Genomic DNA, 22,085 nt, shown 5'->3' with positions numbered 1-22,085 from the left:
AGCCGCGCGGTAGGGGCGCGGTAGGGGCGCGGTAGGGGCGCACCCCGGCCGCTGCCCCGCAGGCCAGCGCAGGCCCGCGTTCACGCCAGCGTGCGCACCTGCGGCTCGCGCGCCCACTGGCGCGTCTGCGCGGCGGCGATGAAGCCCTGCGCGTCGGCCGGGTCCACCACGCCCGCGTCGGGTTCGATGCCGCCGGCCTGCAGGATGGCCTGCGTGCCCTTGCAGGCAGCGATGGCCTTGAGGTGGCCGAAGGCGTCGCGGAACCAGTCCACCGCCACGGCCTCGCGCGCCAGCTGCGCGCCCATCTCCGGCGACAGCACCGAGGCCACCGCGTCGAACACCGCCGAGGGCGTGCCTGCCAGCTGCCCGTCGGCAGGCAACTGCGTGCCGTCCTTGAGCAGCGCGCCACCCACCTTGGGCGCGACGATCTTCACCTGCGCGCCCGCCTTCTCCAGCGCCTTGCGCAGGTTGGCCACGGTGGTGCCGTTGGAGCCGTCGGCCACCAGAATGCCCACGCAGCGGCCCTGCAGCGTGGGCTTCATGCGGTCGATGATGCGCAGGGCGGGCGAGGGCGGCAGGTCCTGCACCGGCACGGCCAGCGGGGGGGCGGGCGGCAGCTGCGGCAGCGCCAGGCCATCGGCCACGCGCTGGGCCAGCTGCGGGTCGATGTGCAGCAGATGGCCCACCACGCCTTCGCGCACGTGCAGCGTCTGTACCTTGGACAGCTCGAACACCAGCGCCGACGCCAGGTGCGCCTGCTCCAGCGGGCTCTGGCTGCGGTAGAACATGCGCGCCTGGCTGTAGTGGTCGGCAAAGCTCTCGGGGCGGATGCGCCCCTTGCCGCTGCCTTCGTCGGTCTGCGCCACATGCCGAAAGCCTGCCGCCTGCGATGCGCGGGGCGAGTCGGCCTGCAGGCTGCTGGGCTCGTAGTTCACGCGGCCCTGCGGCACGAGCATCTGCATGTGGCCGTCGCGCTGGTTGTGGGCGAAGGGGCACTTGGGCGCGTTGATGGGGATCTGCACAAAGTTGGGGCCGCCCAGGCGCAGCAGTTGCGTGTCCAGGTAGCTGAACAGGCGCCCCTGCAGCAGCGGGTCGTTGCTGAAGTCGATGCCCGGCGGCAGGTTGGCCGGGCAGAAGGCGACCTGCTCGGTCTCGGCGAAGAAGTTGTCGGGCCAGCGGTTGAGCACCATGCGCCCGATGGGCCGCAGCGGCACCAGCTCTTCGGGGATGAGCTTGGTCGCGTCCAGGTGGTCGAAGGGGAACGTGCCGGCCTCTTCCTCGGTGAACAGCTGCACGGACAGCTCCCACTCGGGGTAGTCGCCCGCCTCGATGGCCTCGAACAGGTCGCGGCGGTGGAAGTCGTTGTCCGCCGCCTGCAGCTTCATCGCCTCGTCCCACACGGTGGACTGAATGCCCAGCTTGGGCCGCCAGTGGAACTTGACGAAGGTGCTCTCACCCGCGGCATTCACCAGCCGGAAGCTGTGCACGCCAAAGCCCTCGATCATGCGCAGGCTGCGCGGAATGGTGCGGTCGCTCATGATCCACATCACCATGTGCATGGATTCGGGCATGAGCGAGATGAAGTCCCAGAACGTGTCGTGCGCGCTGGCGGCCTGCGGGAAGGCGCGGTCGGGCTCCATCTTCACGGCGTGCACGAGGTCGGGGAACTTCATCGCGTCCTGGATGAAGAACACCGGGATGTTGTTGCCCACCAGGTCCCAGTTGCCCTCGGGCGTGTAGAACTTCACGGCAAAGCCCCGCACGTCGCGCGGCGTGTCCACCGATCCGGCGCCACCGGCCACCGTGGAAAAGCGCGTGAACACGGGCGTGCGCGTGCCGACTTCGGTCAGTACCCGTGCAGTGGTGTAGTCCGCGAGGGAGTGCGTGAGCTCGAAGAAACCGTGCGCTGCGGAACCGCGCGCGTGCACCACGCGCTCGGGAATGCGCTCGTGGTCGAAGTGGGTGATCTTCTCGCGCAGGATGAAGTCTTCCAGCAGCGCCGGCCCGTGCGGCGAGGGGCGCAGGGTGTTCTGGTTGTCGGGCACCGCAATGCCCTGCTGGGTGGTCAGCACCGGGTGCTGGCCGGCGGCCTGCTGCTGCAGTTCTCCGGCATGGCCGCGGTAGCTGTCCGCATGGGCCGCGGCCTGGCGGGCGGGTAGGGGTTGCTTGGTGGCGGGGGTTCGTGGCATGGACGCTCCTTGGGCGAAATGGCGGTGGGTGTTGCACGGTGCCGCGCTGCGGCGAGCCGCCATGTTTCGCGCGGTTTTGCGGCGCCTGGGTAGGACTTGCGCCCCTTCGCGCGTCGTCATGCGCCACCGCGCGGGACGGGGCTGCCCAGCCTGTAAGCGCATGCAACAGCCGCGTGGCGCATGGAGCGCTTTGATACGCTCGGCCAAAGCACTGCAGGGGGGATCTCTTGAATACATGGATACGGTGGGTTGCCGCGGGTGGCGCACTGCTGGCGGGCGGCGCGCAGGCGCTGCAGGTGAGCAGCTTTTCGCCCCAGGGCGAGGTGGCGCAGGTGCGCCAGGTGGTGGCGCGGTTTGACGCGGCCGCCGTGCGCTTTGGCGACCCACAGGCGCCGGCTCCCTTCACGGTGCAGTGCAGCGACGCCGATGCGGCCAAGGGCACGGGCCGCTGGACGGGCGAGCGCGAATGGGTGTTCGACTTCGCGCGCGACCTGCCGCCGGGCGTGCGCTGCACGGCCACCGCCAGGTCGGGGTTCAAATCGGCCTCCGGCGCAGAGCTGTCGGGCGCGAAAAGCTATCAGTTCAATAGTGGCGGCCCGTTTGTCCGGCGCATCCTGCCCGGCACCTACCAGTCCATCGACGAGGAGCAGGTGTTCGTGCTGCAACTGAACGGCGCGGCCACGCAGGACAGCCTGCGCAGCCATGCCTGGTGCGCGCTGGACGGCGTGGGCGAGCGCGTGCCTGTGCGCCTGGTCGAAGGTGCGCAGCGCGGCGACATCCTCAAGGCCCTCGGGCTGGACAAGCGCGCCGCGCAGGCGCCGCTGCAATACGCCACGCTGGCATGCAACCGCCGCCTGACCTCGGGCACGCGCATGCAGCTTGTCTTCGGCAAGGGCGTGGCCACGCCCAGCGGCGTGGCGAACACGGTGGAAAAGCGCTTTGCCTTCCAGGTGCGCGAGCCCTTTGCCGTGGAGTTCCAGTGCGAGCGCGAGAACGCCCAGGCCGCGTGCCTGCCGATCCGCCCCATGGTGCTGTCGTTCAACGCACCCGTGTCGCGCAAGGTGGCGGCGGGCATACGGCTGAAGTCCAGCTACGAGACGCTGCTGCCGCGCTTTGAGGGCGAAGGGGAGGGCACGGCCGCGCAACCGGGCGATACGCTGGTGAATGCCGTGCGCTTTGGCGTGCCGCTGGCCGAGAGCACGTCCTTCACGGTGGAGCTGCCGGCGGACTTTCGCGATGCCGCGGGGCGCGCGCCGCGCAATGCGGCGAGTTTCCCGCTCAAGGTGGCCACGGGCGGCATGCCGCCGCTGGCCAAGTTTGCGGCGGCGCCTTTTGGCATCGTCGAGCGCTTTGCCGAAGGCCCGGCCGAGGACCACCCGCCCGCGCTGCTGCCCGTGACGCTGCGCAAGGTGGAACCCGCGCTGCGCGTGCAGGGCCTGCAACCTGCGTCCACCCCCGAGGCGCCGGCAGGCCGGGTGCGCACGCTGCAGCCCGGCGGCGATGCGGAGATCATCGCCTGGATGCGCAAGGTGCGCCGCTACCACGGCGCGCTGGTGGAGCGTGGGCAGGCCCGCAGGGACGGCGTGAGCACCCTGCCCCAGCCGCTGCAGGGGCAGGAGAACAAGGAGTACGTGCAGACCCGCATGCTGTCGCTGCTGGCCGGCCAGAGCGGCGCCAAGGCGCTGGAGCTGCCCCGCGCCGCGGCAGCGGACCCGCGGCCGTTCGAGGTCGTGGGCATACCGCTGGCGCCGGGTTTCCATGTGGTGGAGGTGGCGTCGCAGGCGCTGGGCGGCGCGTTGCTGGACGAGCGCCACGGCGCCGGCCGCACCATGTATGTGCGCACGGCGGCGCTGGTGACCAACCTGGGTGTGCATTTCAAGCTGGGCCGCGAGAACGCGTTGGCCTGGGTGACCACGCTGGACAAGGGGCAGCCCGTGCCGGGCGCGAGCGTGCGCGTGTCCGATTGCCGGGGCCGCCTGCTGGCCCAGGCGCAGACCGATGCGCAGGGTATTGCGCGCTTTGACGGACTGTCGCCCGAGCCGCCGCGCTGCGGCGACGCAGACGGCTACGACGACTACGGCGATGGCTCGCAGGCCTACTTCGTGAGCGCGCGCCACCGCGGCGCGGACGGGGTGGAGGATCTGGCCTTTGCCTGGAGCGACTGGCAGCGCGGCATCGAGCCCTGGCGCTTCAACCTGCCCACCAGCAGCGACCCGCGCCCGGATACCGTGGCCCACACCATCTTCGACCGCACGCTGCTGCGCGCGGGCGAGACCGTGTCCATGAAGCACGTGCTGCGTCTGCAGAACCGCCAGGGCTTTGCGCTGCCGCAGGAGCGGCCGTCGGAACTGGCGATCACCCACGTCGGCAGCGGCCAGCAGTTCACCCAGCCGCTGCAGTGGCGCAAGACGCGCACGGGCGGCCTGTCGGCCACCAGCGAGTTCGCGGTGCCGCCGGCGGCCAAGCTGGGCCTGTACCAGGTGGAGCTGCGCGGCGCTGACGTCAATGGGGGCGAGCGCTCGTTCGAGTCCGGGAGCTTCCGCGTGGAAGAGTTCCGCCTGCCGGTGCTGGAAGGGCGTATCGCGCCCGCGGACAGCAAGCCGCTGGTGCGCGTGCGCTCGGTGCCGGCCGACGTGCGGGTGGGCTACGTGTCTGGCGGCCCTGCCGGCCAGTTGCCGGTGCGGGTGTCGGCCATGGTGCGCGGCAAGTTCCTGCAGTTCGGCGACTTCGACGCCTTCAGCTTTCAGCCGCCCCGCAAGCGCGGCGCGCAGGCGGGCGATGACGACGAGGAGACCGCGGCGCGGCAGGACACGCGCGTGGTGGCCGACAAGCTGGCGCTCACGCTGGACAAGAGCGGCGCGGGCCGCGTGACCATCGAAGAACTGCCCCCGGCCCGCCAGGCGCAGGACCTGGTGCTGGAGGCCACCTATGCCGACCCCAATGGCGAGGTGCAGACGGTGCGCAGCACGCACACGCTGTGGCCGGCCGCCGTGGTGGCTGGCGTGAAGACCGAGGGCTGGGCATCGGCTGCGAGCCGCGTGCGCTTCCAGGCGCTGGCGCTGTCGCTGCAGGGCCAGCCCCAGGCCGGAGTGCCACTGGCCGTGCAGGCCATCGCGCATGTCACCACCACCAGCCGCAAACGCATGGTGGGGGGCTTCTACAGCTACGACAACAAGACCGAGACCAAGGACCTGGGCACCGTGTGCACCGGCAAAAGCGACAGCCGCGGCCTGCTGCTGTGCGACGCCAAGCTGGACGAGCCCGGCGAGGTGGAGCTGGTGGTCACCGCGCGCGACAAGGACGGCAACGAGGCCCAGGCCGCGTCCTCCGTCTGGGTCACGCGGCGCGGCGAGCTGTGGTTTGGCGGCGAGGACCATGACCGCATCGACGTGCTGCCCGAGAAAAAGAGCTACCAGCCTGGCGAGACCGCGCGGCTGCAGGTGCGCATGCCGTTTCGCCATGCCACTGCGCTGGTCAGCGTGGAACGCGAGGGCATCATCGACACGCGCGTGGTGCAGCTCAATGGCCAGGACCCGACGGTGCAGGTACAGATCGGGCAGGACTGGAGCCCCAACGTCTACGTGAGCGTGCTGGCCCTGCGCGGGCGCCTGCGCGAGGTGCCCTGGTACAGCTTCTTCACCTGGGGCTTCAAGGCGCCGCGCGAATGGTGGAACGCCTTCTGGTACGAGGGCCGCGAGTACGTCGCACCCACGGCCATGGTGGACCTGTCCAAGCCCGCCTACCGGCTGGGCGTGGCCGAGCTGCGTGTGGGCCATGCCGCGCACCAGATCGCGGTGCAGGTCAAGGCCGACAAGGACAGCTACCCGGTGCGCGGCAAGGCGCAGGTCACCATCACCGCCACGCTGCCGGACGGCAAGCCCGCCGCCGGCGCCGAGGTGGCGCTGGCCGCCGTGGACCAGGCGCTGCTGGAGTTGATGCCCAACACCAGCTGGAACCTGCTGGAGGCCATGCTGCAGCGCCGGGCGTGGGGCGTGGAGACTTCCACCGCGCAGATGGAGATCATCGGCCGGCGCCACTACGGCAAGAAGGCCGTGCCCGCGGGCGGCGGCGGCGGCCACACGGCCACGCGCGAGCTGCTGGACACGCTGCTGCTGTGGCGGCCCGCCATTCAGCTGGACGCGAACGGCCGGGCGCAGGTGACCGTGCCGCTCAACGACGCGCTCACCACCTTCAAGGTGGTAGCGGTGGCGGATGCGGGAACGGGCCTGTTCGGCACCGGTGCCACGCAGATCCGCGCCACGCAGGACCTGCAGATCATCAGCGGCCTGCCGCCGCTGGTGCGCGAGGAAGACCAGTTCCGCGCGCAGCTCACGCTGCGCAACACCACCAAGGCGGCGATGAAGGTCGAGGTCACGCCGCGTGCCACGCTGCTGCAGCTGAACCAGCAGACCGTGGAGATCCCCGCGGGCGAGTCGCGCGAGGTGGCGTGGTCGGTCACCGCGCCCGCGCAGCTGGCCCAGACGCGTGCCCAGGCGCTGCTGTGGGAGATCGAGGCGCGCGATACGGTCAGCGGCGCGCGCGATGCGCTCAAGGTGACCCAGCGGCTGGTGCCCGCCGTGCCGCTGGCCGTGCAGCAGGCCACGCTGGTGCAGCTGGACGGCAGCTTCCAGACCGAGGCGGCGCCGCCCGCCGGCGCGCTGCAGGGGCGCGGCGGCCTCAAGCTGGCGCTGCAGCCCCGGCTGGCCGAGGGCCTGCCCGGCGTGCGCGACTGGTGGGCCAACTACCCGTTCGCCTGCCTGGAGCAAAAGACCAGCAAGGCCATCGGCCTGCGCGATGCCGCGCTGTGGCGCAGCGTGGCCGCGCAGATGCCCACCTACCTGGACGGCGACGGCCTGGCCTACTACTTCCCGCCGAGCGAAGGCAGTGCGAACCGGGGCAGCGACACGCTCACCGCCTACCTGCTGGCCGCCACACACGAAGCGGCCGCGCTGTACCCCGAGTTCACGCTGCCTGTTGAAGTGCGCGAGGCCATGGAGCGTGGGCTGACGGCTTTCGTGGAAGGACGCATCCAGCGCGACTTCTGGAGCCCGCGCAAGGATCTGGACCTGCGCAAGCTGGCGGCCATCGAGGCGCTGTCGCGCACGGGCCATGCCCCGGCGCGGCTGCTGGAGAGCATCACCATCGCGCCCAACCAGTGGCCGACGCACGCGGTGATCGACTGGATCAATGTGCTCAAGCGGGTGCAGGGCGTGCCGCAGCGCGAGCAGCGCCTGGCCGAGGCGATGCAGATCCTCAAGGGCCGCCTGTCCTACCAGGGCACCAAGCTGCTGTTCAGCACCGAGCAGCAGGACTACTGGTGGTGGCTGATGCAGAACGGCGACGTGAACACCGCGCGCCTGATGCTGGCCGTGCTGGACGACCCCGCGTGGAAGGACGACATGGGGCGCCTGGCCAGCGGCTTCATCGCACGCCAGCAGGGCGGCGCATGGCACACCACCACAGCCAACCTGTGGGGCGGGCTGGCGCTGGAGAAGTTCAGCGCCCGCTTCGAGTCCACGCCGGTGGCCGGCACCACCCGCGCTACGCTGGGCGGCCACAGCGCCAGCGTGGACTGGGCCAAGGTGGAGCCGGCCAAGGCCAGCGACGCCACGGGCGCTGCGCACCAGACCCGCTGGTTCGGCGCGCCAGCGGCGCCCGGCATGCTCAAGAACAACGGCATGTTCCTGCCGTGGGGCACGGGCGCTGGCGCGGCGCAGCCGCTCGTGGTCACGCACCAGGGGCCGGGCAAGCCGTGGCTCACGCTGCAGTCGGTGGCGGCCGTGCCGCGCCAGCAGCCGTTCAGCGCGGGCTACACCCTCAAGCGCACGGTCACGCCGGTTGAGCAGGCCGACAAGGCACTGCCCGCGGGCAGCTACTCGCGCGGCGACGTGCTGCGCGTGACGCTGGAGGTGACCGGTACGGCCGACATGACCTGGGTGGCGATCACCGATCCCATCCCCGCAGGGGCGACCATCCTGGGCAGCGGCCTGGGGCGCGACTCCGAAATCGCCACGCAGGGCGAAAAAACCGAGGGCCGGGGCTGGCCCGCGTTCGAGGAGCGCGGCTTCGAGTCCTTCCGCAGCTACTACGAGTACCTGCCCAAGGGCACGGTGACGATGCAGTACACCGTGCGCCTGAACAATGCGGGCGACTTTGCGCTGCCGCCCAGCCGCGTCGAGGCACTGTACGCGCCCGAGATGTTCGGCGAGGCACCGAATGCGCGGGTGAAGGTCGAGGCGGCGAAATAGGGCAGCAGCGTGACTGAAAGCAATTTTTTTGGTTGCTTCAGGCGCTGTGTTGGCGATCGGTGAGGCCGTTTACAGGTCCATTCGCGGCGCCGCCGTTGCCGGTCGCTGGCCTGGTCGTGCGTCTGGCTGCTGCCGTGCCTGCCGTTCCCTCCGCCCAGTCCGGCGCGGGCGGCGCTGCTCAGGCTGTTCACGGTCCATTGGGCGTATTTGGCGTGCGGCGCCTCGGGCAAGGCTCCGGCCGTTCGAGGTGCAGCCTTCGCCAGAGTTGACATCGAGGGACGGTGCGAACGGGTGTGTGCAGAGGGCGCTGACGGGCGGGATGACCCCGGGCGGTGGGGATGCACGGCTGTCCACTACCCCTGGCGATGCACAGACGTTCTCGCGCCACATTGGGTAGGTGACGGCCCGCCAGGGGCGCGTCGCTCGCACCGAGTTGGAGTACCTTGACTGACGGCGTGCGCATCGCTTCGTGGCGCTGTATGCTGACTGGCGCGTGCCGCGATGCACGCCTGCTGCTCGTCATGCACTGCTCCAAGGAGTTCCTATGTCGAATGAACGCTCCCTCTCTGGCGGTCACGGCTCTGGGCCGCAGGGGCAGCCGCCTGCGGCTGGCTCCGAGGCAGGCCCACGGTTTACGTTTTCGGCTCCGGTGGTGGTTCCGTCATTGCTGGTGCTGGGCTTGCTGCTGGTGCTGTGCGGCATGTTCCCGCAGCAGGCTGTCCGCTTTTTCACCGGTGTGCAGGTCTGGGTGGTGGGCCACTTTGACTGGTTTTACAGCGCAGCGGTGACGCTGTTCCTGGTCTTTCTGGCGCTGGTGGCGGCCAGCAGTTTTGGCGACATCCGCCTGGGCCCCGATGATGCGAAGCCCGATTTCAGCTTTCTGTCGTGGACCGCGATGCTGTTTGCCGCAGGCATGGGCATCGGGCTCATGTACTTTGGCGTGGGCGAGCCGCTGCAGCACTACATCAAACCGCCCATGGCGCCGGCAGGCACGGCCAACGCGGCGCGCGAGGCCCTGCAGTCCACGTTTTTTCACTGGGGGTTTCATGCCTGGGCGGTGTACGGCACCATGGGACTGGTGCTGGCGTATTTCGGCTTTCGCTACAACCTGCCGCTGACCATGCGGTCGGGCCTGTACCCGCTGCTGCAGCAGCGCATCAACGGGCCCATCGGACATACGGTGGATGCTTTCGCGCTCGTGGGTACCATCGCGGGCATTGCCACCACGCTGGGTTATGGCGCGCTGCAGCTGGCTGCAGGCATTGGACTGTTGACCGGCTGGGACACCAACACCGCGCTGTTTCGCGTGGCCGTGGTCGCCGTGGTGGCGATCCTGGCCGGGCTGTCAGCCGTCACGGGTTTGGACAAAGGGGTGCGCGTTCTGTCCGAGTTCAACCTGGCGCTGTCCTTCGTGCTACTGGCTTTCGTCATCGCTTTCGGGCCCACCGTCCATCTGTTCCAGGCGCTGAGCGAGAACGTCGGCAACTATTTCTCCGGCCTGGTGCAGATGTCGCTGCGCACCTTTGCCTACGAGGCACCGCAGCAGCCCGGCTGGTACGGCGACTGGACGGTGCTGTACTGGGCATGGTGGATCTCCTGGTCGCCCTTCGTGGGCATGTTCATTGCGCGCATCTCACGCGGGCGTACTGTGCGCGAATTCATCGTCGGCGTGCTGCTCGTGCCCACCGCATTCAACCTGCTGTGGATGACGGCGTTTGGCAACAGTGCCATCTGGATTGACACCCATGTTGCGCAGGGCGCGCTGGCCCAGACGGCTGGTAACGTGGATGCGCTGTTGTTTCGCTTCTTCGAGTACCTGCCGTTCGTGAAAATCGTTTCGTGGCTGGCCATCGTGCTGATCTCGGTGTTCTTCATCACATCTGCCGACTCGGGCGCGTACGTGCTGGACGCGATCGCAACGCGAGGCAACCCGCGCTCGCCGGTGTGGCAGCGGCTGTTCTGGGCCGCCGTGCTGGGCGTGACGGCGGCGGTGCTGCTGGTGGCGGGCGGCCTCAAGGCGCTGCAGGCCTTGACGCTGGCGGCTGCCCTGCCCGTGGCGGCCATCATGGTGGCGCTGTGCTGGGGTCTGTGGCGCGCCATGCAGGCCGACCGCGCCCATGCCTCGCAAGATCTGGCCATGGCCACCAACTTCTGGAGCGGGCAGCACTGGCGCAAGCGGCTGGAGCAGATCGTGCACCAGCCCACGCGCGCTGACGTGCTGCGCTTCATGCAGGCCACGGTGCTGCCCGCCATGCGCGATGTGGTGGCAGAGTTGGGCCGCCGCGGCGTGCAGGCGCATGTGCAGGACGACACCGCCGTTGCCGACCCCGATGCCGCCCAGATCCGCCTGACCATCCCCATGCCCGAGCTGCGCGATTTTGTCTATGGCGTGCGCCCCGTGCGGCGCAAGCTGCCGGGCTTCATGCTGGCCGAGGTGGCGCCGCAGGACAAGGAGCGGCTCTACGTGGTGGAGCCCATCACCTTTTTTGCCGACGGGCGATCGGGCTACGACATCCAGTACCTGCGTGGCGAAGAGGTCATTGCGGACATCCTTCGGCATTACGAGCGCTATCTGTCGGCCAGTGCCAGTCAAAGCACGCAGCTGCTCAACCGCGCCCCAGGCCACGACGGGCCCGTGTGAGCAGAACCCAATCCGCGTGATGGGATGCATACGCCAGACCTGCCCCTGTTCGCCACGGGCCTGAGGAGGGCTCAGCCCGAGAGAAAGGGCGGTGTATCTGAGGTATGCAGCCAATGGGGCCCAATAGGTCCGCAGGGCCTGTGCACGAATCGCAGGTGGCTACGTGGATCGTGGCAAGTCATGTGGCCGCACCTGGCGATCACCCTCTGCATTCCCCATTGCTGGTAATGAAAGCGCGGCGGGTAAAGGACCAGGACCGCAGGGGCCCTGGCAGTGCGCTTGTGCGTAACGCCAGCGTCACAAGCGGTCCCTACACTGCCGCGATGTCACTGATCGAACTTGATGCGGTTGCCAAGTCCTGGGGGAGCACCACGGCATTGCAGTCCATGAACCTGCGCATTGAGCCCGGTTCTTTCTGCGTGCTGCTGGGACCCTCGGGCTGCGGCAAATCGACCACGCTGCGCATCATCGCCGGGCTGGAGTCACCCACGTCGGGCAGCGTGCGCATCGACGGGCAGGACGTCACGCAGCTGCCGCCGGCGCGGCGTGGCATCGCGATGGTGTTTCAGAACTATGCGCTGTTTCCGCACCTGAGCGTGGCGCAGAATATCGGCTTTGGACTGGCGGTGCGCAAGGTGCCCAAGGCCGAGGCCGCGCAGCGCGTGGCGCAAGCCGCCGAGCTGCTCGGCCTGGCCCCGCTGCTGGAGCGTCGGCCCGCACAGTTGTCCGGCGGGCAGCAGCAGCGCGTGGCGCTGGGCCGCGCCCTGGTGGCCCAGGCCCGCGTGTGCCTGATGGACGAGCCGCTGTCCAACCTGGATGCGCAATTGCGCCAGGAGATGCGCACCGAGCTGCGTGAGCTGCAGCAGCGCCTGGGCCTCACCGTGGTGTACGTGACGCACGACCAGGCCGAGGCCATGAGCATGGCCGACCAGGTGGTGCTGCTGCACCAGGGGCGTGTGGAGCAGTGCGCGCCGCCGCGCGATGTGTACGCCGCGCCCGCTTCCACCTTTGCCGCGCGCTTCATCGGCACGCCTGCCATGAACCTGGTGCGACTGGAACAGGGCCGCATCGCGGGCACCGACATCGCCGTGGGTCGCACGCAGGCGCACTGGCTCGGCCTGCGTCCCGAGGCCGTGGCCCTGGACGATGGCAGCGGTGGGTCGAGCGGCGTGGCCGCCTCCGTGCACAGCCAGGAATACCTGGGCGCGGATGCCGTGTTGCGCTGCGCTATCGGCACCGAATTCATCACCGTGCGCGCGCCGGGGCAGCACGCCCCCGCAGCCAACGGGCAGGGTGTGCGCCTGCGGTGGTGCGGGCACGACCAGCATTTCTTTGACGCCCAGGGCCAGCGCCTGGCGGCTTGAGCCACTTCTTACGCAGCCTGCGCCGCATGCGCGTGCACGGCGCTGCCTTTCGTTTCCTCTCTCCACTCTTTCCAGACCTCAGGAGCTTTCGCAATGCAACGCAAGATGTTTTTGAAGACCTTGGCTGCGCCCGCCCTCGCGGCCATGGCGCTGTGTGCCGTTACCGCCCATGCGCAGACCCCGGTGGAGGTGCCGTTCTACTACCCCGTGGCCGTGGGCGGCCCCATCACCAAGGTGATCGACGGCTACGCGGCCGATTTCAACAAGGCGCATCCGCAGTACAAGGTGGTGCCCATCTATGCCGGCACGTACCAGGAGACCATCGTCAAGGCGCTCACCGCGCACAAGTCCGGCAAGGCGCCGGCCACGTCGGTGCTGCTGTCCACCGACATGTTCACGCTGATCGACGAGGACGCCATCGCCCCCATCGACGACTTCGTGAAGACCGACGCCGATCGTGCCTGGCTCAAGGGCTTCTACCCGGCCTTCATGGCCAACAGCCAGACGGGCGGCAAGACCTGGGGCGTGCCGTTCCAGCGCTCCACCGTGGTCATGTACTACAACAAGGACGCGTTCAAGGAAGCCGGCCTGGACCCCCACAAGGCACCCCAGAATTGGAAGGAACTGAAGGAAGCGGCGCACAAGCTCACCAAGAAGGACGCCAGTGGCAACGTGACACAGTACGGCATCCAGATCCCGTCCACCGGCTTTGCCTACTGGATGCTGCAGACGCTGACCACGCCCAACGACGTGCTGCTGGCCAACGGGGCCGGCACCCAGGTCACCTTCGACCACCCCAAGGTCATCGAGGCGCTGGACTTCTGGGTCAACCTGGCCAAGGAAGGCGTGCACCCCAAGGGCGTGGTGGAGTGGGGCACGACGCCCAAGGACTTCTTCGAGAAGAAGGCCGCGATCATCATCACGACCACGGGCAACCTGACCAACGTGAAGAACAACGCCAAGTTCGACTTCGGCGTGGCCCAGATTGCCGGCAACCTGCGCAAGGGCTCGCCCACGGGCGGCGGCAACTTCTACATCTTCAAGACGGCGCCACAAGAGCAGCAGCAGGCCGCGTTCGAGTTCGCCAAGTGGATCACCCAGCCCGAGCGCGCCGCGCAGTGGAGCATGGACAGCGGCTACGTGGCCGTGTCGCAGGCCGCCTATGACACACCCGCACTCAAGAAGTACGGCCAGGACTTCCCGCCCGCGCTGGTGGCGCGCGACCAACTGCCGGTATCGGTGGCCGAGTTCTCCACGCACGACAACCAGCGCGTGACCAAGGTGCTCAACGACGCCATCCAGGCCGCGCTGAACGGCACCAAGACCTCGGCGCAAGCGATGAAGGACGCTCAGCGCGAGGCCGACCGCATTCTGCGCAGCTACAAGTAAGGGTGGGCCTCCCATGCCGGTGATGCGCAGCACGCCGGATGCGGGCAGCAGTCAGCGTGCTGTGCACGCCTGGCTGCTGCTGCTTCCGGCCCTGGTCCTGTTGGTGGCCTTCACGCACTGGCCCACGCTGGCCACGCTGATCGACAGCTTCCATTCCACGCCCCGCGGCGGCCGTGCGGGGGTGTGGGTGGGGCTGGAGAACTATGCGGCCATGGCGGACGACCCCGTGTTCTGGCAGGCCGTGCGCAACAACCTGTGGTTCGCCGGCGCGACCATTCCGCTGTCCATCGGGCTGGCGCTGATCATGGCGCTGTGGGTGAATGAACGCATGGTCGGGCGCACCTGGGTGCGCATGGCGTACTTCACACCCACCGTGCTGCCGATGATCGCCGTGGCCAACATCTGGCTGTTCTTCTACACGCCGCAGTACGGGCTGCTGGAGCAGATCACCGGCCTGCTCGGGCTGCCGTCGCGCAACTGGCTGGGCGACCCGGCGACGGCGCTGGCCTGCGTCACGGTGGTGGCGGTGTGGAAGGAGGCGGGCTTCTTCATGATCTTCTACCTGGCCGCGCTGCAGACGCTGAACCCCAGCCTGAAGGAGGCTGCGGCCATCGAGGGCGCGTCGCGCTGGTACTTCTTTCGCCGCGTGCAGTGGCCGCTGCTCATGCCCACCACGCTGTTCGTGCTGGTCAATGCCGTGATCAACGCCTTCCGTCTGGTGGACCATCTCTTCATCCTCACGCGCGGCGGGCCGGACAACGCTTCCACGCTGCTGCTGTACCACCTGTACGAGGTGGGCTTCAAGTTTTGGGACACGGGCTATGCCGCGGCGCTCACGGTGGTGCTGGTGGTGGCGCTGGCCGGCGTGGCGCTGGTGCAGTTCTTCGTGTTCGACAAACGGGTGCATTACCAGTGAAACAACCCCCTGAGCGCTGCACCGCTTCCCCCTTCTCTCACGCTGCGCGTGGGAAGGAGGACGCTGCCCGTGCGGCGGGGCGGCCCTTGCACGGCGGCCCTGGCTTGGGTGGTGCCGGTTTCATCCCTTAGGAGGGCGCGACGCGCCATGAGAACCAATACGCTGTACCAGGTCACCCTGCTGGACACCCTGGCCGCCTGGACGCTGGCCCTGCTGTGGCTGCTGCCGCTGGCCTATGCGGTGTGGACGGCCTTTCACCCCGCGGAGTACGCCACGCGCTTCGATCTGCTGGCGCCCTGGACGCTGGAGAACTTCCGCCGCGCCTGGGAGGCCGCGCCCTTCGCGCGCTACTTCCTCAACACCACCGTGCTGGTGGCGATGATCCTGGCCGCGCAGCTGGTGCTGTCCACGCTGGCGGCCTATGCCTTCGCGCGCTATCGCTTTCGCGGCCAGAACGTGGCCTTCGCGCTGGTGCTGGTGCAGCTCATGGTCATGCCCGACATCCTGCTGGTCGAGAACTACAAGACCATGGGCCGCCTGGGCCTGGTGGACTCGCTGGTGGCCATCGGGCTGCCGTACTTCGCCTCGGCGTTTGCCATCTTCCTGCTGCGCCAGACCTTCATGGGCATTCCCAAGGAGCTGGACGAAGCTGCGCGCGTGGAGGGCGCCAGCGCCCTGCAGATCCTGTGGCGCGTATACGTGCCGCTGGCGCGGCCGGTGTACACCGCGTTTGCGCTGGTGTCGGTGAGCTTTCACTGGAACAACTTCCTGTGGCCGCTCATCATCACCAACAGCGTGGAATCCCGCCCGCTCACCGTGGGGCTGCAGGTGTTCTCGTCGGTGGAGCAGGGCGTGGAATGGTCGCTCATCACCGCGGCCACGCTGATGTCCACCGCGCCGCTGCTCATCGGGTTCATACTCTTTCAGCGCCAGTTCGTGCAAAGCTTCATGCGCGCGGGCATCAAGTAGCAATTCAAACCAAATCAGCCTCCAGCGCCCGTGCAGCAAGCGCGAGCAGCTCTGTTTTCAGGAGTAAACCATGCAGCTCGTCACCTGGAACACCCAGTGGTGCCGCGGCCTGGACGGCCGCGTGGACCCCGCGCGCATCGTGCAATACGCATTGGCGCTGGGCGACGTGGATGTGCTGTGCCTGCAGGAGATCGCGGTGAACTACCCCGGCTTGGCCGGTGCGCCCGGCGACCAGGTGGCGCAGGTGCAGTCCGCGCTGCCCGCAGGCTGGCAGGTGTTCTTTGGCGCGGCGGTGGACGAGTGGACCGCCGCGGGCCGCCAGCGCTTTGGCAACCTGATCGCCACGCGCCTGCCCGTGCTGCAGCTGCAGCACCACCCGCTGCCATACCCGCCCGATGCCGGCGTGCGCAGCATGCCGCGCCTGTGCAGCGTGCTCACCGTGCAGGACCCCGCGCTGGGCCCGGTGCGCGTGATGACCACGCACCTGGAGTACTACTCCAAGCCCCAGCGCATGGCGCAGGCGCTGGCGCTGCGTGCGCTGCACCTGCAGGCCTGCGCGCAGGCCGCGCAGCCGCCGCAGGGCCTGGCCGACGGCTCGCCGTTCCAGCCCAAGGCGCACACGCCCCATGCCGTGCTGTGCGGCGACTTCAACCTGCAGGCGCACGAGCCTGAATACGCCGTGCTGGCCGCTGCGCTGGCGGACGAGGAGGGCGCGACCGCGGGTCAGGCAGGCCAGCCCCCGCTGTGGGATGCATGGCGACTGCTGCACCCCGGCGCGCCGCAGCCGCCCACGTTTTGCGTGTTCGACCAGACCTATGCGCCGCAGCCGCTGGCCTGTGACTTCATCTGGGTCAGTGATTCGCTGAGGAGCCGGGTGCGCGCGGTGCGGGTCGATGGCGTGACGCAGGCATCAGACCACCAGCCCGTGCTGCTGGTGCTGGAATGAGTGGCGGCGCGGTCAGGCTGGCTGTGATGCGGCGGGCTGCTGCTGTGCAGGCGCCTCGCCGGCAGAAGGCGACTCCCACTCGGCCCAGTCGGGGCCGAACAGCTCCGCCGGATGCTGGCTGCGTTCCGATCCGTTGCCGCACTGCATGGCATCGGCGGCGCAGTAGCGGTCGCAGCCCCAGCACGTGCGCTCGGGATGTGCGGGGTTCAGCGGAAACTTCTTGGCCATGGGGCAGGGGAGGGTGTCGAAGGGGGAATGCAGCCACTGTCGTCACCCGATCCCAGTGGGGTTTTGATGTACATCAAGCCATTTCCGCGCGGGGCAGCTCGTACGATGCAGCCCTTTGGATGAATCACCCCGCCTGAACACGCCATGGGACTGCTGCAAACCGCCAAGCAATGGGCGCGTGCGCTCAAGCGCGACGTGCTCGTCGTCTACCTGGCTGCGCGCGACCCGCGTACCCCCTGGGCGCTGCGCCTGCTGGCGCTCGCCGTGGCCGCCTATGCGCTGAGCCCCATTGACCTGGTGCCCGATTTCATTCCCATGCTGGGCTATCTGGACGACCTGCTCATCGTGCCCCTGGGCCTGGCGCTGGTGCTGCGCCTGCTGCCGCCGCCGGTGCTGCTGGCCGCGCGCGAGCGTGCCGCGCGCATGCTGGCGCGCCCGCGCAGCTGGCTGGCCGCGGCGATCATCATCATGCTGTGGGTGCTGCTGGCTGTGCTGCTCTTCGCCTGGTGGCGTGGTCGGTAAGGTCGCGGCAGCGGTGGCGTGTGCGGCTGCGACTATGCTCGGCAGTTGTCCCTCTTCTTCGTCTGAAAGCCTTTGCACATGCTGATGGGTCTAGCCGCCAACCGTTTGCACCACCATACCGAAGACGGGGCGCTGTTCGCCTTCCTGCGCGCCTGCGAGGCGGGCATACGCGAACTGCGGCTGGGCCTGCACACCGTGGGCCGCACCCATGATGCGATCGCCGCCGCCGGCATGCTGCAGGGCTACCGGCCGCTGGTGCGCTACCCCTATGGGCGCGAGGGCGGGCTGATGAAGCTCGTGGCCGAGGTGGTGGGCATGCCCGAGCCGGGCCGCACGCTGGACGGCGCCATCTACCTCATCGACCCGGTGGACCCGTCGTCCATCTTCCCGGAGGCGCTGGCGCTCAAGCGCCAGTGCGTGATCCACGGCAAGCCGTTCCTGTCCACCGTGGCCAGCGCGCGCGACTGGGTGGAAATGGAGCGCATGCATGCCGGCCTGCCGGCCGACCGTAATGCCGACCGCTTCCATGACTACAGCGCGCAGACGCTGGCGCTGATCGCCCACGATGCGATGAAGTCCGCCATGCTGGACTTTGCGGCGCGCAACTTCGAGCTGCTCTCGCGCTTTCGCCAGCGCGTGGCCACGGGCACCACGGGCCAGCGCCTGAACGAACTGGCCTGGGCGCGCGGCTGGCCCGCCGATACGCCCTGGGTGCAGCGCTTCAACAGCGGCCCGCTGGGCGGCGACGCGCAGATTGCCGACTGGGTGCTGCAGCGGCGCTGCCACCGCGCCATCTTCTTCGAGGACCCGCACGTGGCGCGCCAGCACGAGGCCGACATCCAGTTGCTGGAGCGCGCCGTGACCACCGCCACGCACGACGCGGTATGCACCACCTCGCCGCAGGTGGCGCAGCGCTGGTGCGATGCGGCCGCACTGCGCGCCACGCGGTGATGCGCCTGTGAGGTGGCGACGCGCCCTCGCGGCGGCGTGTCTGGCGCTGGCCAGCACCGTCAGCCTGGCGCTGCCCACGTTCGATGAGGTGCGCGCCAGTTTCCGCTCGTCCGAGACCCTGGTGCTTTCGCGCGAGGGCGAGGTGCTGCAGCGCCTGCGTACCGACGCCACCGTGCGCCGCGGCCAGTGGCTGGGCCTGGCCGATGTGTCGCCCGCGCTGCGCCAGGCGCTGGTGCTGAGCGAGGACCGGCGCTTTTACGAGCACAGCGGCGTGGACTGGGCCGCGGTGTCGGCCGCCGCCTGGGGCAACCTGTGGAACCAGCGCACGCGCGGCGCCAGCACGCTGACCATGCAGCTGGCGGGGCTGCTCGACGGCCCGGATGCCGATTTCTTGCGCCAGGGCCCCGGTGGGCGCAGCGTGCCGCAGAAGCTGGGGCAGGCCGTGGCCGCACAGGTGCTGGACCGACGCTGGCGCAAGGACCAGATCCTGGAGGCGTACCTGAACCTGGTGCCGTTTCGCGGGGAGATCGTGGGCATCGACGCGCTGGCGCGCACGCTGTTCGGCAAGGCCGCGCACGGCCTGGACGAGCGCGAGGCCGCCGTGGCCGCGGCCCTGGTGCGCGCGCCCAATGCGCGGCCCGCATTGGTGGCCCGGCGCGCCTGCGGCGTGCTGCGCGACATGCGACGGGCGGGCCACAGCGGCGCGCGGGGTACCGATTGCGACGCGCTGGACCTCTTCACCACCGCCGCGCTGCAGCGCCGCGCGTTCGACGCCAGCGAGGGCATCGCGCCGCACTTTGCGCGCCAGCTGCTGCGCCAGGCTGGGCGCACGCAGGAGCGCGTGTCGCAAGATGGTGCATCGCGGGATGGCACTGCCGCGCAGCGCGTGCGCTCCACGCTCAGCGCGCCGCTGCAGCGCATGGCGGTGGACACGCTCACGCGCCACCTGCGCGAGCTGCGCGGGCGCAACGTGGAAGACGCCGCGCTGGTGGTGCTGGACAACGCCACGGGCGAGGTGCTGGCCTGGGTGGGCTCGTCCGGCCCCTTGAGCCAGGCGGCCGAGGTGGATGGCGTGCTGGCCCTGCGCCAGCCTGGCTCCACGCTCAAGCCCTTCCTGTACGCGCAGGCGATTGCCGAGCGACGGCTCACGGCCGCCTCGCTGGTGCACGATTCGCCCGCGCACATCGCCACCGCCGGCGGGCTGTACATCCCGCAGAACTACGACCGCCAGTTCAAGGGCTGGGTGTCCGCGCGCACCGCGCTGGCCGCCTCGCTGAACGTGCCGGCGGTACGCACGCTGGTGATGGTGACGCCCGACGCCTTCTTCGAGCAACTCCGGCGCCTGGGGCTGCCGCTGCCGGAATCGGGCGGCTATTACGGCTACAGCCTGGCGCTGGGCAGCAGCGAGGTGCCGCTGCTGCACCTGACCAATGCCTACCGTGCGCTGGCCAACGGCGGGCGCCTGAGCCCCGTGGCCTATGCGCCTGCGCAGCGCCCGGCGTTCACGCCGGCGCTGGATGCCGGCGCGGCCTTCATCGTGGGGGACATCCTGTCGGATGCCAACGCGCGCATGCGCACCTTTGGCACCGACAGCGTGCTGGCCACGCGCTTCTGGATGGCGGTGAAAACCGGCACCAGCAAGGACATGCGCGACAACTGGGCCGTGGGCTGGTCGCAGCGCTACACCGTGGGCGTGTGGGTGGGCAACGCCAGCGGCGCCGCCATGCATGACGTGAGCGGCACCAGCGGCGCAGCACCCATCTGGGCCGAGGTCATGGGCTGGCTGCACCGCAGCACGCCCAGCCGCGCGCCGCGCCCGCCACAGGGCCTGGTGCGGCAGGCGGTGCGCTTCGGGCCGGGCGACGGCGGCCAGCCGCTGGAGGGTGCGCGGCAGGAGTGGTTCATGGGCGGCACGCAGCAAGCGTTATTTGCTATCGAAAGTGAAGCTGGTGGCGCAAGCGAGACGGGCGTTACAGGCACAAATGATGCAAGTCCTGAGGCGGTAGCGGCGCGCATCCTGGCGCCGGCGTCGGGCACCGTGGTGGCGCTGGACCCGGACATTCCGCCCGCGCACCAGCGCCTGCAATTCACGGCGGGCGGTGTGGGCCGCGCGGCGGTGCGCTGGCGCATCGACGGGCGGATGGCCGGCAGCGGCGCGCAGTGGGCATGGCTGCCTTGGCCGGGCCGCCACCGCGTGGAGCTGGTGGACGCCCAGGGCAAGGTACTGGACCAGGTGCAGATCGAGGTGCGCGGCGCGGGCGTGCGCGCGCGGCGCTGACGCAGCGGCACGTGCGAGCCCGGTGCCTGGTGCCCGCGCCCGCGCCCGCGCTGCAAAATTTTCACAGCGCGCTCAAATCCTTCAAGCACGCGGCGCCGGGCTGGGACTACGATCCACGCTTTTCCGTCAACGCACTCACCAAGAGCCTGCCGGACTGGGAAGGCGCCGGCCATTCGCTGGCGCTCCAGGCGCGGCACGCTCGCACAGCCCGAGGGATTTGCCGTGGCCGACCTGTCCAAAATCACCTGCATCGAAGACCTGCGCGTGGTCGCTGAACGCCGCGTGCCGCGCATGTTCTATGACTACGCCGACTCGGGCTCCTGGACCGAGAGCACCTACCGCGCCAACGAAGACGACTTCCACCCCATCAAGCTGCGCCAGCGCGTGGCGGTGAACATGGAAGGGCGTACCACGGCCACCACGCTGGTGGGGCAGCAGGCCAAGATGCCCGTGTGCATCGCGCCCGTGGGCCTCACGGGCATGCAGCATGCCGACGGCGAGATCCACGCCGCGCGCGCGGCCGAGAAGTTCGGCATTCCGTTCACGCTGTCCACGATGAGCATCTGCTCCATCGAGGACATTGCCGAAAACACCAGCGCGCCGTTCTGGTTCCAGCTGTACATGATGCGCGACCGCGATGCGATGGCCCGCATGATCCAGCGCGCCAAGGACGCCAAGTGCAGCGCCCTGGTGCTCACATTGGACCTGCAGGTGATCGGCCAGCGCCACAAGGACATCAAGAACGGCCTGACCGCGCCGCCGAAGCCCACGCTGGCCAACATCATCAACCTCATGACCAAGCCCCAGTGGTGCTTGGGGCTGGCCGGCACGCGCCGGCGCACCTTCCGCAATCTGGTGGGGCATGTGAAGGGCGTGTCGGACATGAGTTCGCTGGCCGCCTGGACCAACGAGCAGTTCGACCCGCGCCTGTCCTGGGCCGACGTGGCCTGGGTGAAGGAGCAGTGGGGCGGCAAGCTGATCCTCAAGGGCATCATGGTCGAGGAGGACGCGCGCCTGGCCGTGCAGCACGGCGCCGACGCCATCGTGGTCAGCAACCACGGCGGGCGCCAGCTGGACGGCGCGCCGTCCTCCATCCACGCGCTGCCAGCCATCGTGGATGCCGTGGGCTCGCAGACCGAGGTGTGGATGGACGGCGGCATCCGCAGCGGCCAGGACGTGCTCAAGGCCTGGGCGCTGGGCGCGCGCGGCACCATGATCGGCCGCGCCATGGTGTATGGCCTGGGCGCATTCGGCGAGGCGGGCGTGACCAAGGCGCTGCAGATCCTCCACAAGGAGCTGGACGTGACCATGGCCTTCTGCGGCCACACCAACATCCAGAACGTGGGCCGCTCCATCCTCGTGCCCGGCACCTATCCCACCGCGCCGCAGAGCTGACGCGCACTATTGTTTTAATAGCTGCTGGCGCTTGATAGATAAGCGCTGG

General features: G+C 69.3%; 13 protein-coding genes. 11 read left to right on the top strand and 2 right to left on the bottom strand.

What is annotated here, in order from left to right; translation table 11 throughout:
* Positions 1 to 80 precede the first annotated feature (80 nt).
* Positions 81 to 2,189 carry a catalase gene (locus tag HND92_RS14595; protein ID WP_103737405.1) on the bottom strand — a complete coding sequence of 703 codons (2,109 nt, stop codon included), beginning with the start codon at positions 2,187 to 2,189 and terminating at the stop codon, positions 81 to 83.
* A gap of 227 nt (positions 2,190 to 2,416) precedes the next feature.
* Between HND92_RS14595 and HND92_RS14590 the strand changes: the two genes are divergently transcribed.
* From HND92_RS14590 to HND92_RS14560, 7 genes are all read left to right on the top strand, one after another.
* Positions 2,417 to 8,437, top strand: coding sequence for an alpha-2-macroglobulin (locus HND92_RS14590; protein WP_172208060.1), 6,021 nt, complete (start codon positions 2,417 to 2,419; stop codon positions 8,435 to 8,437).
* A 544-nt stretch (positions 8,438 to 8,981) separates the two neighbouring features.
* A complete protein-coding gene (locus HND92_RS14585) occupies positions 8,982 to 11,078 on the top strand; it encodes a BCCT family transporter (RefSeq protein WP_011806427.1) in 2,097 nt (698 codons plus the stop codon).
* A gap of 323 nt (positions 11,079 to 11,401) precedes the next feature.
* Positions 11,402 to 12,442, top strand: coding sequence for an ABC transporter ATP-binding protein (locus HND92_RS14580; protein ID WP_015913999.1), 1,041 nt, complete (start codon positions 11,402 to 11,404; stop codon positions 12,440 to 12,442).
* A gap of 93 nt (positions 12,443 to 12,535) precedes the next feature.
* Positions 12,536 to 13,831: an ABC transporter substrate-binding protein gene (locus HND92_RS14575; RefSeq protein WP_172208058.1), complete on the top strand. Its 1,296-nt coding sequence runs from the start codon at positions 12,536 to 12,538 to the stop codon at positions 13,829 to 13,831.
* 13 nt (positions 13,832 to 13,844) lie between these two features.
* Entirely contained in the window at positions 13,845 to 14,747 is a 903-nt protein-coding gene (locus HND92_RS14570) for a carbohydrate ABC transporter permease (RefSeq protein WP_172208056.1), read from the top strand.
* A gap of 147 nt (positions 14,748 to 14,894) precedes the next feature.
* Positions 14,895 to 15,716 (top strand): carbohydrate ABC transporter permease, encoded by an 822-nt coding sequence (locus HND92_RS14565; RefSeq protein WP_011806423.1) that lies wholly within the window; start codon positions 14,895 to 14,897, stop codon positions 15,714 to 15,716.
* A 70-nt stretch (positions 15,717 to 15,786) separates the two neighbouring features.
* On the top strand, positions 15,787 to 16,662 hold the full coding sequence (locus HND92_RS14560; RefSeq protein ID WP_172208054.1) for an endonuclease/exonuclease/phosphatase family protein: 876 nt from the start codon (positions 15,787 to 15,789) through the stop codon (positions 16,660 to 16,662).
* A gap of 12 nt (positions 16,663 to 16,674) precedes the next feature.
* Here the strand turns inward: HND92_RS14560 and HND92_RS14555 are convergent, their stop codons facing one another.
* On the bottom strand, positions 16,675 to 16,890 hold the full coding sequence (locus HND92_RS14555) for a DUF3079 domain-containing protein (protein WP_172208052.1): 216 nt from the start codon (positions 16,888 to 16,890) through the stop codon (positions 16,675 to 16,677).
* A 144-nt stretch (positions 16,891 to 17,034) separates the two neighbouring features.
* Here HND92_RS14555 and HND92_RS14550 point away from each other — a divergent pair, with 144 nt between their 5' ends.
* From HND92_RS14550 to HND92_RS14535, 4 genes are all read left to right on the top strand, one after another.
* Positions 17,035 to 17,412, top strand: coding sequence for a YkvA family protein (locus HND92_RS14550; protein ID WP_172208050.1), 378 nt, complete (start codon positions 17,035 to 17,037; stop codon positions 17,410 to 17,412).
* 78 nt (positions 17,413 to 17,490) lie between these two features.
* Positions 17,491 to 18,363, top strand: coding sequence for a methylglyoxal synthase (locus HND92_RS14545; protein WP_172208048.1), 873 nt, complete (start codon positions 17,491 to 17,493; stop codon positions 18,361 to 18,363).
* Positions 18,335 to 20,641, top strand: a complete 2,307-nt coding sequence (gene pbpC, locus HND92_RS14540) for a penicillin-binding protein 1C (protein ID WP_172208046.1) — start codon at positions 18,335 to 18,337, stop codon at positions 20,639 to 20,641. The genes HND92_RS14545 and pbpC overlap by 29 nt, the downstream gene beginning before the upstream one ends.
* Positions 20,642 to 20,863: 222 nt before the next feature.
* On the top strand, positions 20,864 to 22,036 hold the full coding sequence (locus tag HND92_RS14535; RefSeq protein WP_172208045.1) for an alpha-hydroxy acid oxidase: 1,173 nt from the start codon (positions 20,864 to 20,866) through the stop codon (positions 22,034 to 22,036).
* Positions 22,037 to 22,085: the final 49 nt, after the last annotated feature.

The organism is Diaphorobacter sp. JS3050, assembly GCF_013154915.1.
In the GTDB taxonomy this organism is placed as follows: Bacteria; Pseudomonadota; Gammaproteobacteria; order Burkholderiales; family Burkholderiaceae_C; genus Diaphorobacter; species Diaphorobacter nitroreducens.
The sequence above is the reverse complement of the archived record's forward strand: the minus strand, read 5'-3'. Positions and strand labels throughout refer to the sequence as shown.

Excerpts from the sequence above, each read along its gene's own strand:
- HND92_RS14595 (WP_103737405.1), bottom strand. The coding sequence starts at position 2,189 with ATGCCACGAACCCCCGCCACCAAGCAACCCCTACCCGCCCGCCAGGCC.
- HND92_RS14585 (WP_011806427.1), top strand. The coding sequence starts at position 8,982 with ATGTCGAATGAACGCTCCCTCTCTGGCGGTCACGGCTCTGGGCCGCAG.
- HND92_RS14580 (WP_015913999.1), top strand. The coding sequence starts at position 11,402 with ATGTCACTGATCGAACTTGATGCGGTTGCCAAGTCCTGGGGGAGCACC.
- HND92_RS14575 (WP_172208058.1), top strand. The coding sequence starts at position 12,536 with ATGCAACGCAAGATGTTTTTGAAGACCTTGGCTGCGCCCGCCCTCGCG.
- HND92_RS14570 (WP_172208056.1), top strand. The coding sequence starts at position 13,845 with ATGCCGGTGATGCGCAGCACGCCGGATGCGGGCAGCAGTCAGCGTGCT.
- HND92_RS14565 (WP_011806423.1), top strand. The coding sequence starts at position 14,895 with ATGAGAACCAATACGCTGTACCAGGTCACCCTGCTGGACACCCTGGCC.
- HND92_RS14560 (WP_172208054.1), top strand. The coding sequence starts at position 15,787 with ATGCAGCTCGTCACCTGGAACACCCAGTGGTGCCGCGGCCTGGACGGC.
- HND92_RS14555 (WP_172208052.1), bottom strand. The coding sequence starts at position 16,890 with ATGGCCAAGAAGTTTCCGCTGAACCCCGCACATCCCGAGCGCACGTGC.
- HND92_RS14550 (WP_172208050.1), top strand. The coding sequence starts at position 17,035 with ATGGGACTGCTGCAAACCGCCAAGCAATGGGCGCGTGCGCTCAAGCGC.
- HND92_RS14545 (WP_172208048.1), top strand. The coding sequence starts at position 17,491 with ATGCTGATGGGTCTAGCCGCCAACCGTTTGCACCACCATACCGAAGAC.
- pbpC (WP_172208046.1), top strand. The coding sequence starts at position 18,335 with ATGCGGCCGCACTGCGCGCCACGCGGTGATGCGCCTGTGAGGTGGCGA.